The sequence below is a fragment of the Chitinophaga arvensicola genome (genome assembly GCF_900110835.1).
Lineage (GTDB): Bacteria > Bacteroidota > Bacteroidia > Chitinophagales > Chitinophagaceae > Chitinophaga > Chitinophaga arvensicola.
The window spans coordinates 129,774-147,788 of sequence record NZ_FOJG01000002.1 but is presented as its reverse complement, the minus strand read 5'-3'; the positions used below and the strand labels follow the sequence as shown (position 1 = coordinate 147,788).

The 18,015-nt window shown below is 47.5% G+C and carries 11 protein-coding genes; 9 read left to right on the top strand and 2 right to left on the bottom strand.

Going from position 1 to position 18,015, the window contains the following annotated elements:
- Positions 1–61 precede the first annotated feature (61 nt).
- Positions 62–2,383: a T9SS type B sorting domain-containing protein gene (locus tag BMW79_RS17835; protein ID WP_089897024.1), complete on the top strand. Its 2,322-nt coding sequence runs from the start codon at positions 62–64 to the stop codon at positions 2,381–2,383.
- A gap of 49 nt (positions 2,384–2,432) precedes the next feature.
- Here BMW79_RS17835 and BMW79_RS17830 read toward each other — a convergent pair whose 3' ends face one another.
- Positions 2,433–3,695, bottom strand: coding sequence for an alpha/beta fold hydrolase (locus BMW79_RS17830; protein ID WP_089897023.1), 1,263 nt, complete (start codon positions 3,693–3,695; stop codon positions 2,433–2,435).
- A 144-nt stretch (positions 3,696–3,839) separates the two neighbouring features.
- On the opposite strand from BMW79_RS17830, the gene BMW79_RS17825 reads away from it, so the two are divergent.
- The 5 genes from BMW79_RS17825 (at position 3,840) to BMW79_RS17805 (ending at position 12,525) form a co-directional block, all read left to right on the top strand.
- On the top strand, positions 3,840–4,391 hold the full coding sequence (locus BMW79_RS17825) for an RNA polymerase sigma-70 factor (protein WP_177192234.1): 552 nt from the start codon (positions 3,840–3,842) through the stop codon (positions 4,389–4,391).
- A gap of 67 nt (positions 4,392–4,458) precedes the next feature.
- Positions 4,459–5,469, top strand: coding sequence for a FecR family protein (locus BMW79_RS17820; protein ID WP_177192233.1), 1,011 nt, complete (start codon positions 4,459–4,461; stop codon positions 5,467–5,469).
- A gap of 206 nt (positions 5,470–5,675) precedes the next feature.
- Positions 5,676–8,936, top strand: coding sequence for a SusC/RagA family TonB-linked outer membrane protein (locus BMW79_RS17815; RefSeq protein ID WP_218150374.1), 3,261 nt, complete (start codon positions 5,676–5,678; stop codon positions 8,934–8,936).
- A 17-nt stretch (positions 8,937–8,953) separates the two neighbouring features.
- Entirely contained in the window at positions 8,954–10,555 is a 1,602-nt protein-coding gene (locus BMW79_RS17810) for a RagB/SusD family nutrient uptake outer membrane protein (protein ID WP_089897020.1), read from the top strand.
- 5 nt (positions 10,556–10,560) lie between these two features.
- Complete coding sequence (locus BMW79_RS17805) at positions 10,561–12,525, top strand: glycoside hydrolase family 127 protein (protein WP_089897019.1); 1,965 nt, start codon at positions 10,561–10,563, stop codon at positions 12,523–12,525.
- 36 nt (positions 12,526–12,561) lie between these two features.
- Here the strand turns inward: BMW79_RS17805 and BMW79_RS17800 are convergent, their stop codons facing one another.
- Positions 12,562–14,940, bottom strand: a complete 2,379-nt coding sequence (locus tag BMW79_RS17800) for an ABC transporter permease (RefSeq protein ID WP_089897018.1) — start codon at positions 14,938–14,940, stop codon at positions 12,562–12,564.
- Positions 14,941–15,123: 183 nt separating this feature from the next.
- On the opposite strand from BMW79_RS17800, the gene BMW79_RS17795 reads away from it, so the two are divergent.
- The 3 genes from BMW79_RS17795 (at position 15,124) to BMW79_RS17785 (ending at position 17,978) form a co-directional block, all read left to right on the top strand.
- Positions 15,124–15,900, top strand: coding sequence for a hypothetical protein (locus tag BMW79_RS17795; protein WP_089897017.1), 777 nt, complete (start codon positions 15,124–15,126; stop codon positions 15,898–15,900).
- A 196-nt stretch (positions 15,901–16,096) separates the two neighbouring features.
- The gene (locus tag BMW79_RS17790) at positions 16,097–16,699 is read left to right on the top strand and encodes an RNA polymerase sigma factor (RefSeq protein WP_089897016.1); all 603 of its coding nucleotides are present in this window, start codon (positions 16,097–16,099) and stop codon (positions 16,697–16,699) included.
- Between the two features lie 73 nt (positions 16,700–16,772).
- A complete protein-coding gene (locus BMW79_RS17785) occupies positions 16,773–17,978 on the top strand; it encodes a FecR family protein (protein ID WP_089897015.1) in 1,206 nt (401 codons plus the stop codon).
- The last annotated feature ends 37 nt before the right edge of the window (positions 17,979–18,015 follow it).

Here is an 18,015-nt window from a genome sequence, read left to right as displayed (position 1 = left end):
TTGCCGTGAAGGCCAATCGCCTTCATGATAAGTTGCCCGTACCTAATTCGTTGACCTCTATATGAGAAAAGCAATTGTAGCCTGTTTGATTACATGTCTTTTCAGTCCGCTCGGATTGAAAGCCCAAAAAGAAATCAACCGATGGTATTTCGGCTACAATGCCGGCATTAACTTCAATACCTCTCCTGCCAGTATTCTGACAGATGGACAAACCAATACCCGGGAGGGTGTGGCCACTATTTGCGATGGTATAACGGGAGATTTACTGTTTTATACAGAAGGCTCCCTGGTGTGGAATGCACATCACCAGGTGATGCCCAACGGCAGCGGGCTGCAGGGCGATCCTTCCAGCGTGGAATCAGGCGTGGCAGTGCCTTTTCCGGGACATCCCAAACAATATTATCTTTTTACAACAGCTGAATACAAAGGATTCCGGTATTCCATTGTAGACATGACACTCGATAACGGCGATGGCGATATTATACCCGACTCGAAAAATACGCTGCTGCTCCCAACAGAAGCCAGCACGGAGAAAATGACAGCTACACGGCATTGCAACGGGAGAGACTTCTGGATTATTACCCACGCGAAAAACAGCGCTGATTTTTACATCTACCTGTTAACACCCGCAGGCCTATCTACGCCTGTTGTCTATAAGCTGGGATACTATGTGAGAGAAGGTGGCTGGGAAGGCGTAGGTTACCTTAAATTTTCCCCACAGGGAGATATACTGGCGCATACCATTGGTCCGCAGGTACAGGGAGTGCCGGGAAGAGGCGAGTTATTCAGATTTAATAACCAGACTGGCGTACTGACGGGTCCCTACAGCATCCTCGATGGAATTACACCATTTGGAGTAGAATATTCTGCCGGAGGTCATCTGCTGTATGTGACCGCCTCCAATCAACCGATACTGGCGCAATATGACCTCCGGGCCGCAGATGTGAATGCATCGCGTATTGATATTGCACGTATACCTTCCCACCTTTCTATAGGTGGGTTGCAGATGGGACCCGACAAACAAATCTATGTGGCTTATGAAGACGGCTACGAGAAAGGCTACCGTTATGTGGGCCTTATCCGCGCACCGGAAGTAAGAGGAACAGGTTGTAGCTACATTCAGGATGGCATGGATATGGATCCTTCCGGTAACCGGAGAACAGCGATGTCTTTTCCGTCCTTTGTCAACAGTTTTTTCTATTACCCCGCAGATTTCACGGCCGTTGCCGCCTGCCTGCGTACGCCGGCCTCTTTCCAACTGATCAATTCCACCGGGGTAACAAGTGTACTTTGGAATTTCGGGGACGGCACCACCTCCGCCGAACTGGCGCCTTCCCATACCTATACTGCGGCCAAAGACTATATAGTAACCGTGAAGGTTACACGTAATTGCAGTACAGATGAAAAGGCTCAAACCATCAGTATCTCACCTCCTTATAACCAGAACGAAAATGTTACTATCTGTGATGGAACTTCCTATACGTTGCCTGACGGCAAGATCGTAAAAACAGCGGGCGACTATCAGAGCAACCTGACCGCCACCACAGGATGCGATAGTATTATCCATACCAAAGTAGTATTACTGCCAGCCTATCATCAAACAACGGATATTCAGATTTGCCCGGGACAATCGTATTTGCTGCCCGATGGCAGTAATACCACGGTAGCCGGTACTTTCACGGCTTCGCTTAAAACATACCAGGGGTGCGACAGCATTATTATTACCCGGTTGACCGTAAATTCCGTTATAGCAACGGAACGATACGACACCATTTGCAACGGGCAATCCTTTATTTTACCTGATGGTAAAACGACCGGTTCATCCGGAGATTACAAAAGTAAGTTTATGTCGGTCAACGGCTGCGACAGTATTATTACCACGCACCTACAGGTAAACGATAAACCGGTGATAGGACTGGATCCCACAGTTTGCCTTTTAAATTCCCGTCCCACCACCATCACCGCACCATCCGGCTACAAACGTTATCTGTGGCAGGATGGCAGCACCAAACCTTCCTATACGATCCGATACCCGGGCCGGTATAGGATGCAGGTAGGCAATGATTGTGGTATCACCACACTGGTACTCAATGCGCAGGATTGCTCCCCGGATCTCTATGTACCCAACGCATTTACCCCTAATAACGACGGCAGGAATGATGTATTCCGGCTGGCAACGCCCCATGGCCAGGTATTACTGGAATTCAGGATATTCAACCGCTGGGGCGGGGCACTGTTTTATACTACCGATGTTTCGCAGGGCTGGGACGGCACCTTCAAAGGCATTCCACAGGAAAGCGGCAGTTATACCTATTTCATCCGGTACCTGAATATAGATAAACAGGAAAAAACGCTGAAAGGCTTTGTAACATTGATACGGTAAGCGTTTCCTTATTTATATGTGAGTACGGTAGCCACTTTCCGGCAGCCTGTTACTTCCCGGTGAAAAATCCGGTCACTGTTTTTACAAACAATTCCGGTATTTCCCTAACGGCTTCATGACCTGTTTTCCTGAAAATGATTAAAGTTGAATGAGGGATACTCTTTGCGATCAACCTGGTATGCGGTTCTTTGATAACATCCTTTTCGCCCGCCATCACGAGGGTGTTGCAGGAAATTTTACCCAGGGATGCCGGGTCAATATGAGGTTCGTTCAATAAACATTGTTTTACCCGCCATTCAAAATTCAGATCGGCGTTCGCCTCCAATACCTTTATCTGGCTCCTGAGGGTATCATTTACCCAGTCGGCCACCGAAGAATGATCGTTATACAGGTTGGCGCCGAGAATGGCCAGCTGCCTTACTTTTTCCGGGTGATTCATGGCCAGTAACAACCCTGTATTTCCGCCATCGCTCCAGCCAAGCACCCGCACGCTATCCAGGTGCAGATATGTCAGCAATTTATTTACATCCTCTGCATATAACTGGTAAGTGAGTTTGGTTGTATCCGCAGAGGATTTTCCATGTCCACGGGTATCAACGGCAATGACTTTGAAATTTCTAGCCAGTAGCGGAATAATCCCTGCATAGGAACTGATAGATTCCAATGCGCCATGAAGCAGTACCAGCGGCTCCCCCGTTCCGTATGTTTCATAATAAAGACGAACACCATTTACGTCCGCAAAATTGCCGGCCGTTTTATTGTTGCCGTATGTTTCCGTATTTGTTTTATTTTTTGATACCACCTGTAATACGTGGTTGGAGGAGTTCAGCGGATCAATAACAATAGTGGCGGCATCTTCCACCTTTTTTGTAAAGAAATAGGAGTTAAGTCCGGTGGTATCTTCAAAACCGGCGTTTTTCAGCGTCACATTTTCTTCCCCGCTCCCTCCTTTCATCGACAAACGCATATCGTCATATAAAAACGTACCATCTCCTTTGTAATAAACGCCGACAAAAAGCCGGGCTGCGTTCTTACTCAACTTTCCTGTCACGGACAATGGCTCCCATTTATTGACAACCGGCAAAGGTTCATTTAAATAGCTTCTGATAAACTTACCATCTGCGTCGTAACATGCTACCAGCACCGTGGTGTTTTGAGACAAAGTAGTGCAACTAAATGTAAAAGATTTAGCATGAAAGGAGGAAACGTCAACCATATGTCCAAAGCCGGCATACTCGTCCTGCGCATATGTTAGCAGGGGAAACAGGAGCATTATCAGGATAACATGGAAGGTAGCAGGTAATTTATTCACCGGAGGTAATATTTAATGGGTTTTATTGATAACTTTTTCAAAATAATAAAAAAAGGAGATACCCAAAAACGGAGCGGCTGTTCTTTTGGCACATTTGCAGCCAACACATTTTTCCCTATATTGTATCCAGAATTCTTCCACGGGATGATGACAGAAGAAGATTGCAAGCAGCGCGTAGCCAGTTTTGCCGACGAAACCGCATTTGAATGGTTGTACAACCATCATGCACTTCCCGTGTTTCATTTTGTGTACTCTATCATCCGTAGCAAACAACCTGCAGAAGAAATCGTGAACGATATCTTTGTAAAGCTCTGGCAACAACGGGAAACACTTGCGGATATCCACCATTTAAGGGCGTATTTATTAAGGTCGGCCAGAAATGGGGCCAGCAATTACCTGCGAAGCCTGCATCAATTCATTGACCTGGACCAGGTCAGCGTGGCGCATATCCGTTTTGAGCCCTCTCCCGAGCGCCTCTCCATCTCTAAAGAATTTATCGGTATTATTACCAGGAGTATCGACCAGTTGCCGCCCAAATGCAAGCTTATTTTCAAGCTGGTAAAAGAAGACGGGCTGAAATACCGGGAGGTGGCAGAATTACTCGATATTTCTGTAAAAACGGTGGAAACCCAGATGACCATTGCATTACGCCGTCTTTCTGATGTGTTGGCGTACATCAAATCCCAGCAATCTTAAAAAAAGTAGTTTTTCTTTTCAGGGTAAACGGCAGGAAGCAGTGTCTTCTATGCAGATACTTATTTTCATGCTTCCTGAACGACTACTCATTTTACTTGGCAGAAAGATTTCCGGCGATGCTACCAGTGAAGAACTGACGGAGTTGCGGACATTACAGCACCTGCATGGGGAAGCAGATGGCCTGGAGGCCCTGACGGCATCCCTGCAGCGGGCAGATACCGCCTTTGTGGAAGTAGAAGAAGGAAGGGAAATGCTGGACAAAGGTTGGAAAAAAGTAAGCGGCCAGATGGGACTGCCGGCGAAACGGCGTTTGTACCACCTCCCCTGGCTCGCCGCAGCAGCCGTGCTGGGAGCGCTCTTCTGGGTATGGTGGCAATATAGCGCCCCTCCTGCTGCGCTGGCGCATCAGAACCAGGTAAGCACACGCCCTGGCAGCAAAACAAAAATAGAACTGCCGGATGGTACCAAAGTGAGTCTGAATGCCGGGAGTAAACTCACTTATGCAGATGGTTTTGTAAATGGTAAACGCGAGGTAACACTTGTTGGAGAAGCTTATTTTGAAGTAAGCGGTGCAGCAGAACATCCACTCGTAGTGCATACCCAGAATATGAAAATTACGGTGCTGGGTACCCGCTTTAATGTAAAAGCCTATGCAGAAGACTTACTGGCTGAAGCTACGCTGGTGAGCGGAAAAATATCCGTTACTGTACCTGGTAAAGCGCCGGTTATACTGCAGCCACTGGAGAAATTCACTCTCCAGCAGGTAAATGGCGGAATCCAGCCCGGCGAAGCCACTGAGCCACCTGTAGCCATCAAAAAAGTAGCAGAACTGGCTGCACCCGAAACCGCCTGGGTATACAACCGCCTGTCTTTTAAAAAGGAACCATTTGATGATGTGATCCGCAAAATGGAGCGATGGTACAATATCCGGATCATTGTAGAAAATGAAGCACTACATGACCAGCTGATGAGTGGAGAGTTTTCCAAAAATGAAGATATCCAGCAGGCGCTTACTGCGTTGCAATTCACCACTCCCTTCCGCTTCCATATCAACAAAGACACCGTTATGATCAGATAATACATTTCTTCACCTTTAATGCTATTGCCATGTAATCAACCAAAAGGAAAGGCTGACCAGTTTAATTTCACGTAACAGGGCAAAAAAAAGGGAAAGTGTTGGACCACTTTCCCTGGATGTCAAACCAGGATTGAATTCCACATTCGGATCAATGACCTGAACGGGATTTTCTTGCCCTGAATTTTAACAATTCTCAAAACAAATGTATGAAAAACAACCAAAACGACTCGCCTGGCTACAGGCGGCTCAAAAAAATATTGCTTTTTATGAAGCTTACCGCCATCTGCATTCTGGGCGCTTTATTACAGGTTTCTGCCAGTGTATACTCCCAGCAGCGGTTCACGCTGCGCCACGATCATGTAGCCGTGGAGAAACTCTTTGAGGAGATAGCCGCCGGCAGCAACTTCCGGTTTATGTTCAATAACAGCAGCCTTCAGAAAAAGACCGTCAACATTCATGTGGCCGATGCCACCCTGCCTGAAATCATGGACAACTACCTGCCCGATCTGCAATACCGTATCATGGACAACGGGCTGGTACTGGTAGCCCTCCGGGATGAAGTACTGAAAGACATCCGGATAAAAGGACATGTGGTAAATGATATGGGCCAGCCCCTGCCCGGTGTAACCGTGCGCATAAAAGGAACTGCTCTCGGCGCAGTCACCGATCCGCTGGGTAATTTCGAACTACAGGTGCCGGATAATGCCATCCTCACTTTTACCTTTATCGGCTACAAACCACGCGAAATAAAGGCAGGTACCCAAACTAATCTGACAATAGCACTGGAAGCTGATAACAGCGGCTTAAACGAAGTGGTGGTAGTAGGCTATGGCACACAACGACGGGAGCGCATCACCACCGCCATCGCCAGTGTAAAAGCAGAAGATTTTGTAAAAGGCGCCGCTACTGATGCAGGACAACTGATACGGGGAAAAGTAGCAGGACTCAGCATCACCATCCCGGACGGCAATCCCACCAGCACTTCCCAGATCAGTTTGCGCGGTATCAGCACCCTGAAAGCCGGCGTATCACCTTTAGTACTGATCGACGGTGTTCCCGGATCCCTGATCAGTGTGGCACCGGAAGATATTGAATCGATCGATGTGCTGAAAGACGGATCAGCAGCAGCGATTTATGGTACCCGTGGTACCAATGGTGTGATCCTCATCACCACCAAACAGGTACTGGGCGAAACACCTGCCACCGTAGAACTCAGCTCATATGTATCTACCCAGAAAATTACAAAGAAGCTGAACTTCATGAACGCGGAGCAATACCGGCAACTGGTAAAGGACAACAAACCAGGCGCTACAGACTATGGCGCCAACACCGACTGGCTGAAGGAAGTAACACAAACCCCCATCTCCCAGGTTTATAATTTAAGCCTCAAAGGTGGCAGCAAAAATACCAGCTATATTGCCAACCTGAACTACCGCAGTTTACAGGGCATCATGAAGCGGTCGGATAACCTGGTATTCTTTCCCCGCATAGAAATCAATCACCAGATGTTCGACGGCAGGCTGAAATTCAATGCCAATGTAAGCGGCTACCAGCAGGAGTATTTTGCAGGCGCCGATGGCTCCAGCTACCGCACCGACGTATACCGCAATGCACTTACCTATAATCCCACCGATCCGCTGAAAGATCCCAACGGCAAGTGGACAGAGCATATCGACAAAACAGATTATGCCAACCCCGTAGCATTGTTAAAGGAAACACAGGGAAAAAACAAGAACACCGATCTCCGGACCTATGGTACCATTACCTTTATCCCGGTAAATGATCTTACTATCAGTCTCCTTGGTTCCCGCGATGTATATAACAGCTCCCGTGGCTATTATGAGAGCAAGCAACATTATTCCACCATCCACGATGGCCGCAATGGCTACGCCAGCAGAGGCACTACACGGACGGAAGAAAATTTACTGGAACTCACCGCCAACTACCAGAAGAAAATAAAGGAACATGAATTTACTGCCCTGGCAGGTTACAGCTGGCGTAAATATATGTCGGACGATTACTGGATGCAGAACTGGGACTTCCCTACCGACGACTATTCCTATAATAAAATGCAATCGGGTCTCGCACTGAAAAGAGGAGAAGCGCCAGAAAATTCTGACGCCGCAGAAAATAAACTGGTCGGTTATTTCTTCCGGCTGAACTATGCGTTCAAAGGAAAATATATGTTGATGGCCAGCGTACGCCATGAAGGCTCTTCCCGTTTTGGCGCCAATCATAAGTGGGGTAACTTCCCGGCCATCTCCGCCGGATGGAATATCAAGAAAGAAAGCTTCATGGAAAACGTGGATGCGATCAGCAGCCTGAAACTCCGCGGTGGTTATGGCGTTACAGGAACAGAGCCTTCCAGTAACTACGGTTCTCTCAACCTGCTGAATTTCGACAGCTATGTGTATTATAACGGGCAATGGATCCAGAGCATCAGCCAGTCGACCAATCCAAACCCCGATCTGCGCTGGGAAAAGAAACAGGAAACCAATATCGGTATCGATTTCGGCTTTCTGAAAGACCGGATCACCGGTACCATCGACATTTACAAACGGCATACCACCGACCTGCTGATGGATTATACGGTGCCTACCCCACCCTACCTGTACAGCACCATGACCGCCAATGCCGCTACCATGGACAATAAAGGAATAGAGATACAGGTAAATGGTATTCCTGTTAAAACAAAAACCTTCATGTGGAGTACAACGGTCAACTATTCCACCAACAAAAACCAACTTGTGTCCCTGTCAGATAAAAACTTTTCTATTGCCAGCGGCTATTTCGACCGTGGCACCAGCGGGGAACCAATCCAGACACAATTTACACGTATCCAGATCGGCAATCCCATCGGCAATTTCTGGGGATTCAAAACGGTGGATATTGACGACAATGGTCACTGGATCATCGCAGGAAAAGATGGCAAGCCCAAATCTATCAACGATCAGCAGGCAGACGACAAACAGGTAATCGGTAACGGTTTACCCAAGCATTTCCTGGCATGGAATAACACATTTACCTATAAAAAACTGGACCTGAATATCACCATGCGTGGCGCTTTCGGCTTCCAGATCCTGAACACCGCACGCATGTGGTACGAACAACCGGTGATGCTGACAAGGGGTAATGTACTTTCCACCACCTACGACAAGATCTATGGAAAAAGACCACTGGCAGATGACCAGTCGCTCAACTATGTCAGCTACTACGTGGAGAACGGCAACTACTGGAAAATAGACAATATCACGCTGGGCTATAACATGACGCTGAAGAATCCGTTCATCAAACGGATACGGGTATACGCTTCCGGTTCCAACCTGGTCACTTTCACAAAGTATAAAGGGATAGATCCGGAAATCAGCGCCTATTATGGCGGTGATGCGCTGGTACCCGGCGTAGACGACCGTAACCGCTACCCGGCTACGGCCACGTATACACTTGGTGCATTCCTTACATTCTGATCTTAAAATCTTAACCGATGAAAAAAATTAACAGCTGTATATACCTGTTGTTGTTGATAGCGGGAATGGCCTGTAATAATAATCTTGATGAAATCACCTATTCACAGGTGAAAGAAGATGCCTATAAATATACCGATCCCTACAAAGCTATGGGGATTGTATACGCCAATATGCGCGGGCTTTTCGGGCATACCACCTATAGTATTGCGCAGGAAGCATCTACCGACGAACTGGTGATGCCTGCCAATGCCTCCGGCTGGGATGACGGCGGTATCTATAAAAGAATGCACCTGCATACCTGGAACTCCGAAAACCCACAGATGTCTAATATGTGGAACAGCATGTATGTAGGCGTGTCCAATGCCAACCGCGTAATAGAGCAACTGGATACCGGTAAGATTCAGATGCCTGCCGGCCTGGATAAGAAAAACTTCGTGGCGGAAATGCGGGTAGCGCGGGCCTTTTTCTATTGGCTGTTGCTGGATAATTTTGGAGATGTGCCCCTGGTGACGAAGCCGCTTCATGGCACTGCCAGCCAGAATGACTACCCCGGCAAAACAGCGCGAAAAGACGTATACCAGTTTGTGGTAAATGAAATCCTGGCAGCCATACCCGATCTGAGTGAAGACATCAATCAGAATACCTACGGCCGTTTCAACAAGTGGGCCGCCAAAGCGCTGCTGGCCAATGTGTACCTGAATGCAGCCGTATATACCGGCACCCCGCAATGGGAAGCCTGCCTGGCACAATGCAACGATATAGCGGGCAAGTATACACTGGAACCTGTATACCGCGATATTTTCAAAACGAATAATGAACGTAGTACGGAGATTATTTTTGCCGTGCCTTTTGATGAGAATGTAGCGGGTGGCTTTTTGTATGAGATGTTTTCCTGGCATGGTGCTTTCAAAGCCAAATCCAACATGCAGGCCACACCCTGGGGCTCCGGTTCTGCCATGGCCATATCCCAGTTTATTGATACCTATGATGCCGCAGATCAACGTTTGCCGGATACCTGGCTCATGGGACCACAAACCGGTATGGATGGCAAACCGTTGCTGGGCTCTTACGACCGGGCAGGCAAACAGCTGGTGCTGACAAAAGATCTGCCGGATGGCCTCTACACCGGTGAATCGGAAGGTTACCGCATGAATAAGTTTGAAGTAAAGGTGGGCGCCAAACCGGATCTGAGCAACGACTTTCCCTTCTTCCGCTATGCACAGGTACTGCTGATGAAAGCAGAATGCCTGTTACGCACCGGGCATAGCGACGATGCCGCTTTGCTGGTGACCCAGGTGCGTACCCGAGATTTCAAAACAGATCCGGCCAAAGCCACCGTAACAGGCGCCGATCTGCTGAAAAACAGCGTTTATCATTATGGTTATGTACAAAACTATAAAATCACAGATCCGGGCGATGCCACTGCAGTGCAATATGGCCGCTTCCTGGATGAACTGGGCTGGGAATTTGTGTGGGAGTCTTACCGCCGCCGGGATATGATCCGCTTTGGCATTTATACAAAGAAAAGCTGGTTATCACATAAACCAAATGGCGATGAACGCCGTATCTTCCCGATTCCACAGCAAGCCGTTAATGCTAATCCAAAATTGAATAACTAAACAGGATGAATACAAAAAGATCTTTAGGACTATTGCTTTGCAGCGCCATAGCGATGAACGCGGGGGCCCAGTCGCTGCAGGCCATTCAGCCGGTGAGCTTTTCACAGGTGCAGATTACAGACAGCTTCTGGCGGCCACGCATGCAAACGGTGAGCAAAGTAACCGTACCGGTGTGCATTGACCAGACAGAAGTGAAAACACCCCGGATCCGCAACTTTGAAAAAGTAGCGCGGCACGACGGCGAAAAGCACGAAGGCATCTACTTCGATGATTCGGATGTGTACAAGGCGCTGGAAGCCATTGCCTATTCGCTGAAAACTTATCCCGATCCGGCAGTAGAGAAAAAAGCCGATGAATGGATCGATAAGATTGCCGCCGCGCAGCAACCGGATGGTTATCTCAATACCTTCTATACCCTTAATGCACCAGACAAGCGCTGGACGGATATGGAAAAGCATGAGGATTACTGCGCCGGTCACCTGTTTGAAGCAGCTGTTGCGTATTACAATACCACCGGTAAGAAAAAACTGCTCCAGGTAGCTACCCGTTTTGCGGATCATATCGACAGTACTTTCCGTGTGCCGAACCGTCCGTGGGTATCGGGGCATGAAGAGATAGAACTGGCACTGGTGAAGCTTTACAAAACCACCCATCAGCAAAAATACCTGGACCTGGCCAACTGGTTTATCCAGCAGCGTGGAAAAGGTCATGGTCGTGGTGTAATATGGGATAACTGGAAAAACGCGGACTACTGCCAGGATAGCTTGCCTGTAGAACAACAGCGCCAGATTACCGGTCATGCTGTACGCGCCATGTATCTCTACACCGGCGTAGCCGATGTAGGCGCCGCCCGTAATGATGAAGCCTATATGAATGCGATGAAAGCAGTATGGGAAGATGTGGTATACCGTAATATGTATATCACCGGGGGAATTGGTTCATCGGGGCATAACGAAGGCTTTACCACCGATTATGACCTTCCTAACGCCGACGCCTATTGCGAAACCTGTGCATCGGTAGGGATGGTATTCTGGAATCAGCGGATGAACGGGCTCACTGGCAGCAGCAAGTACATCGACGTATTGGAAAGAAGCCTGTACAACGGCGCCCTGGATGGACTGTCGCTCAGCGGCGACCGCTTCTTTTACGGGAATCCACTCGCCTCCGGCGGACAACATGCCCGCCAGGAATGGTTTGGAACGGCCTGCTGCCCTTCCAATATTGCCCGGCTCATTGCCTCCCTGGGGGATTATGTGTATGGTAAATCGGCACAGGATATCTGGGTGAACCTGTTTGTTGGCAGCAACACCAGCATCCCGTTGAAAAATGGAGCGGTACAGTTGCAACAGCAAACCGGGTATCCGTGGACAGGCGATGTGAAAATAACCGTATCGCCTAAACGCAGTCAGGAGTTCCCGCTGCATATCCGCATTCCGGGCTGGGCGCAACAGCAACCGGTTCCAGGCGCCACCTACTTTTACAATGACCACTCAGATGCCGCCTTTACTCTCACCGTAAATGGTACGCCGGTGAAGTATGACATGGAAGATGGGTATGCAGTGATTAAGCGGAGCTGGAAGAAAAACGATGTGGTACATCTCCAGTTACCGATGGAAGTAAGAAAAGTGCAGGCGATCGACAGTATTAAACAGGACCGGAACCGTATTTCATTGCAACGCGGTCCACTGGTATATTGTGTAGAACATGCCGATAATGCCGGTGACATCAGCAACATCATTCTGCCTGCCAACACGGTATTTACCGCCGCCTACGACCCATCTCTACTCAATGGCGTAGTAACACTCAAAGGCGAAGTACCGGTGGTAAAAGTGGCTGCAAATGGCGAATCTGTTACTACCACGCAGCAAACCATCACCGCCATACCCTATTTCTCCTGGGCAAACCGGGGCAAAGGACAAATGGAAATATGGTTACCTGAGAAAATTACGTCAGTGAATATCAAACCATAAAAGCAATAAAGTCGCTCTCCTTCCCGGAGGGCGGCTTTATTCTGCCCGCAAATTCTTCACCGGGTCTGCGATAGCGGCTTTGATAGCCTGAAAACTGATGGTAGCCACCGTAATAATGGCGATAACCAGGGCCGTAATCAGGAAAATATCCCAACCGATATGAATCCGGTAAGCAAAAGCATTCAGCCAGTTATTCATCGTCCACCATACCAGTATAAAAGCGATGACAAGTGCGATCAGCACAAGTTTCAGAAACTCCACCGACAGCAAGGTCACCACACTTCCTACAGAAGCCCCTACTACTTTACGGATACTGATTTCCTTCTTTCTTCTTTGCGCGGTAAAGGCAGCAAGACCAAATAACCCGAGGCAGGAAATGATGATCGCCAGCCCTGCAAAGTAGCGGGATAAAATACCCACCCGTTGTTCTGCGGCATAAAGGGCCTGGTAATCCTGGTCCAGGTAACGGTATTCAAAGGCCATTCCCGGGTTGAAAGCAAGATAAGCTTTCCGGATACCCGCTATTGCCTGTTGTTCTTTATCGCTATCTATCCTCACCATCACGTTGGGCATTACCGGGAATACCTGGAAAAAACAGGGCTTCACCCGCTGGTAGAGCGACTCAAAGTTAAAATCGGCTGCCACACCAACTATTTTGCGCTCCTGCCCCCAGAACCTGATCGTTTTTCCGATGGGATCTTTCAATCCCATGTTCCGGATAGCGGTTTCATTAAAGATAATTTCCCGTTGTGCATTCGCATTGGTGGAAAAATTGCGGCCGTCTTTTATGCCAATGCCGGCCGTTTCAAGAAAATTATTTCCTACTTCCAGGTTAGAGAAATCAATATCCGTTTGAGGATCTTTACCGGGCCAGTCGAACCCGGAAATAGATCCGTGTTCTCCCATCAGGTTATGATAATAGCTGGAAGCATTGATCACACCTGGCGTGTGCTGCAATTCGCTGACGAAGGCCTCCGCATGACTCAACTGTGCGGAATCCATCTCCAGGGGAATTTCAAAATGGATAATATGATCCCGTTTATAACCCAGATTTTTTGATTGTATGTAGTTCAATTGTTTGTAGATGATCAGCACCGCCGCAATGAATACCACCGACAGCGTAAACTGCACTACCACCAATCCTTTACGGATCAGTAACTCTCCGAAAGAAGTACGGAGCTTCCCCTTTAATACCGTCAGTGCATTGAAGCCCGACAGGTACAAGGCTGGATAGCTACCCGCCACCAGGCCTGTAGACAGTGTAATAACCGCCATAATGAGGATTAACTCAGCGTTCAGGTGCAAACTCAGCTGTTTACCTGATACGTTGTTAAATACCGGCAACAGGAGGATGATCAACAGCAGCGCGATGGCAAGCGATAAAAAAGTCATCAGCATCGATTCCCCGATATATTGAAATACCAGTACGCGCCGGCGCGCGCCCAATACTTTTTTAATGCCTATCTCTTTCATTCTTCCGGAAGCCTTTGCTGTAGAGAGATTCATAAAATTGATACAGGCAATCAGCAGGATCAGTACGGCGATAATGGAGAACATTTTTACATAAGAGATCCGGCCCCCGGCCTGTACCCCATTTTCATATTTCCCATAGAGGTAGCTGTCGGAAAAACGTGTAAGAAAGAGGGTAATACCGGACTTTTTATCTTTTGTGCGGATGAAGTTTTTTATTTTACTATCCAGTTGAGCCACTGCCGAGGTGTTTTTTACAATGACAAAAGTGCTGGGATCACTGTTCCCCCAATCTTTCAGGCCCGGTCTTTTATCCAGCACTACCTCATAATTGAAAATCAGGTCAAATTGATCCGTAGCAGAAACCGGGTTATTTTTGAAGACACCGGAGATCGTATACAAACCACTCATCTCCTGTTGATTCCATTTTATGGTTTTCCCTACAACGTGCTGCGTGGTATTAAAAAGCCGCCGGGCCAGTTCTTCAGAGATCACCACCGAAGATTTATCGGACAGCACCTGGTTTTTATTCCCTTCTATAAGTGGCGTGGTAAATACATCAAAGTAGCTTTGTCCCACATACTGCCCTCCTGCCTTCACCTGTGTTTCGCCGTTTGACACCACTCCTTTGAATGGAAACCAGGACGCCGGCAGTACAGATACGGCATATTCAATACCGGGAATTTCCTCATTTAATGCCTTTGCCAGCAGGCCGGGCGTATTGGAGATGGTTTTGATATCGTTGTCCGTTTTGATGTTGGCCATTACCTGGTATAGCTGCCGGTCTTTCTCATTGTATTTATCCACTTTTAGTTCATCGCTTATCCAAAGCCATAGCAACAGGGAGCAAGCCAGTCCGGTAGATAATCCAAGCAGGTTGAGAATGGTGAATTGCCGGTCTTTCAACAGGTTGCGCCAGATGATCAGGAAGTTATTTTTGAACATGGAGAGCTGGATTTGTCTTGTGAGGCCGCAAATAAGATACCTGTCGAAGCAGCATTGAGAATCAGGAGGTTAATGCGAGGAAGTGTCCGGTTTTGGTACAAGGCTGTTCATTTGCGGGCGACTGGCGCAGAAGGCCACTTAATCAAATAAAACTTTAAATTCATATAGTAAAATGTATTTAAGATGTTAAGATTAGTATCTGTTACAGACGAACCGATTAATTCACGCGCAGAAGGTATTTCAATGATATACGCAGGCATGCTGAAAAAACATGAGCTTACCTTTTATCGTCATATACATATTATCCATACCAGGGAAAAGGATCAAAACCTTATTATCGGAGAAGGAAAACACATCGTAAATGTCAAATTCAGCTATGACCCCGGTAAAGAGTTTTCATCAAAAGATGATGAGTATCTACAACTCACCATGATTGAGATCATACATCAGGCGCTTCTTATGCTGGCCACGCAGGATGAACATCTGGATATAGCAATACTGTATGCAATTAAAGCGGAACTTATAAGAACGCCACTTGATTTCCGGGTTAAATACAAAACCTTCACTCATCCTAAAGACAAGACCTTTCTGGCAAACGTTATAGTTCATCCCTTAACCAGATATTTTAATATTTATCTGGAATTAGAAAAAAACGACACGATCATCACTTCTCTTTTGATCTATAAAGGGATCAATGTCCCAACCTATTTTCCGGATTATTTCTCTAAAGGTAAATGGCTAAAAAATGAATTTATATTAAGTGGCAGTTGTACCGATATGGACATTCATTTATCTTTTAACGACTATACACTTACTTATGTGAGCACATCCGGCATGGAAGGGAGCGCCCCTAAATTTGAGCTCATGAAAGCGGAAGCATACAGGAAAAAGGCTTTGGAGGAATATTTACATACCCTGAATCCTGCCATAGTAGCTGTTCTAAAGAGCAGTGAGAATTAGCAGCATGATAGCTGGTTTGCAGATTCCCCTCTTGCAGATATAATAATAGCGTAATACCGGAAATGAATAACCTGAGATGGCCACTCACATGGGTGGCCATCCTGCTTTACCTCCATCACCACCCATACAAGAAATAATGAATCTATCGGGCAGGGATTGATATCTCATCTTTTTTATTACTTTTATCCCAGCAAATATGTCCTCCGATTCCGATTATATTGAAAATGATTTGCTGCGCCGCATCGCAGATGGGGATGAAGTCGCCTTTACCGAGCTTTACAACCGCTACTGGAAAAAGGTGTATACCTACCTGCTGCGCATGACGAAATCACATGAAATTGCGGAGGAGCTGTTATATGATATCTTCACAAAACTATGGACGGGCCGTGAACTGATCACCGATATCCGGAACATGGATGCCTTTCTTTCCAAAGTCGCCTACAATAAAGCGATCAGCTTCTTCCGGTATACTGCTACACAACGTAAAATGCAGGAGTTGGTGGCCGGGCAGATGGCAGATCTGTATGTAGAAGATACCGCAGATAAACTGCTCGATGGAGAAGCCCGTCAGTTGTTACAGGAGGCTATCCGTCAATTATCTCCTCAAAGAAAACTCGTATTTACCCTCAGCCGGGAGCAGGGGCTCACCCACGAACAGATTGCCCGCCAACTGAACCTGTCGACCCAGACAGTGAAAAAAACAATGTCCCATGCACTCCAGTCCATCCGGGAGTTCCTCCATAAAAGAGGCCTGGAAAGCTCACTGCTGCTTTATTTCTACCTGGAAACCCGGAAGTAAAAAAAAATTTCCGGTCCCGATACCTCCTGCTCTTTTTACGTGCGTCTATATAGTATAAGCCACTTATTTTAACATGTCGCAGCAACCGATACGCTTACAGCTATTATTCGAGAAATATGCCAGGGGACAAGCCAGCCCGGAAGAGTTGCAGGAGTTCTGGCAACTGGTAGCCAATACAGAGAATGAAGCATTATTATCTGACGACATGAAGGCCTGGTGGGACCGGCATGAGGGGGAATATGACCTGTCGGCCGGTGTAAATGGCGCCAAAACGCTGAAAAAAATATTGGCTACAGGAAATCAGCAACCAACGGATTATCTCCGGATACATCACCGGCCCGTACGCCGGATCCGGCAGATATGGGCTGCAGCGGCTGTATTCCTGCTCATCGGCATAGGTTCCTGGTATTACCTTCACCAGCAGCAAAACAAGCGGCTACCGGTAGCAAAGATTGCGAATCCTTCCTATAAGAATGATGTAATGCCTGGTGTTACAGGCGCCACGCTCACACTGGCCGATGGCAGTGTAGTGCAGCTGGACAGTGCCGCCAATACGCTCCATCTTCAACAGGGGAATGCACAGGTATCTGCGGCCAACGGAACCGTGGTATATTCCGGCGAAACATCCGCCGCAGCCACTACCTATAATACGCTGACCACCCGCAGGGGCCAGCAATATCCGCTTCGCTTATCCGATGGCTCGCTGGTAGTACTGGATGCCGGTTCATCCCTTACTTATCCGGTCGTTTTTCCGGGGAACAAACGGGTAGTGCAGATCAGGGGACAGGCATGGTTTGAGATTGCCAAAGATACCGCCCGTCCGTTTATTGTAATGCAAAACGACAAACAGGTGCAGGTATATGGTACACACTTCAATGTAAACGCATATGATGAGGATCCCAACCTTTGTGTAACATTGGTGGAAGGCAGCATTAAAGTGACCAACGGTGCCAGCAGCCAGATGCTGGTTCCCGGCCAGCAGGCGATTTTATCGAAAAACAGCAGTAATATCCGGATAGATGGCAATGCCGATATAGAAGAAGCCATCGCCTGGAAGAACGGTCAGTTTGAATACAAAAGCAGGGATCTTACCCATGTCATGCGTGATGTAGCGAGATGGTATGATATAGAAATAATATACGACGGTCCAATGCCCACCGATACTTTTACCGGGGGATTCAGCCGGTCCGTTACACTTACCGAATTACTAACAATACTTGAAATGAGCAGAATTCATTTTAAACTCGAGGGAAGAAAATTAACCGTGTTGTCGCGCTGAGTACGGACACCGGAGAAATCGGCCAAAATATAATCAT

Coding starts and splice junctions, on each gene's coding strand:
- BMW79_RS17835 (WP_089897024.1), top strand. CDS start 62: ATGAGAAAAGCAATTGTAGCCTGTTTGATTACATGTCTTTTCAGTCCG.
- BMW79_RS17825 (WP_177192234.1), top strand. CDS start 3,840: ATGATGACAGAAGAAGATTGCAAGCAGCGCGTAGCCAGTTTTGCCGAC.
- BMW79_RS17820 (WP_177192233.1), top strand. CDS start 4,459: ATGCTTCCTGAACGACTACTCATTTTACTTGGCAGAAAGATTTCCGGC.
- BMW79_RS17815 (WP_218150374.1), top strand. CDS start 5,676: ATGAAAAACAACCAAAACGACTCGCCTGGCTACAGGCGGCTCAAAAAA.
- BMW79_RS17810 (WP_089897020.1), top strand. CDS start 8,954: ATGAAAAAAATTAACAGCTGTATATACCTGTTGTTGTTGATAGCGGGA.
- BMW79_RS17805 (WP_089897019.1), top strand. CDS start 10,561: ATGAATACAAAAAGATCTTTAGGACTATTGCTTTGCAGCGCCATAGCG.
- BMW79_RS17800 (WP_089897018.1), bottom strand. CDS start 14,940: ATGTTCAAAAATAACTTCCTGATCATCTGGCGCAACCTGTTGAAAGAC.
- BMW79_RS17795 (WP_089897017.1), top strand. CDS start 15,124: ATGTTAAGATTAGTATCTGTTACAGACGAACCGATTAATTCACGCGCA.
- BMW79_RS17790 (WP_089897016.1), top strand. CDS start 16,097: ATGTCCTCCGATTCCGATTATATTGAAAATGATTTGCTGCGCCGCATC.
- BMW79_RS17785 (WP_089897015.1), top strand. CDS start 16,773: ATGTCGCAGCAACCGATACGCTTACAGCTATTATTCGAGAAATATGCC.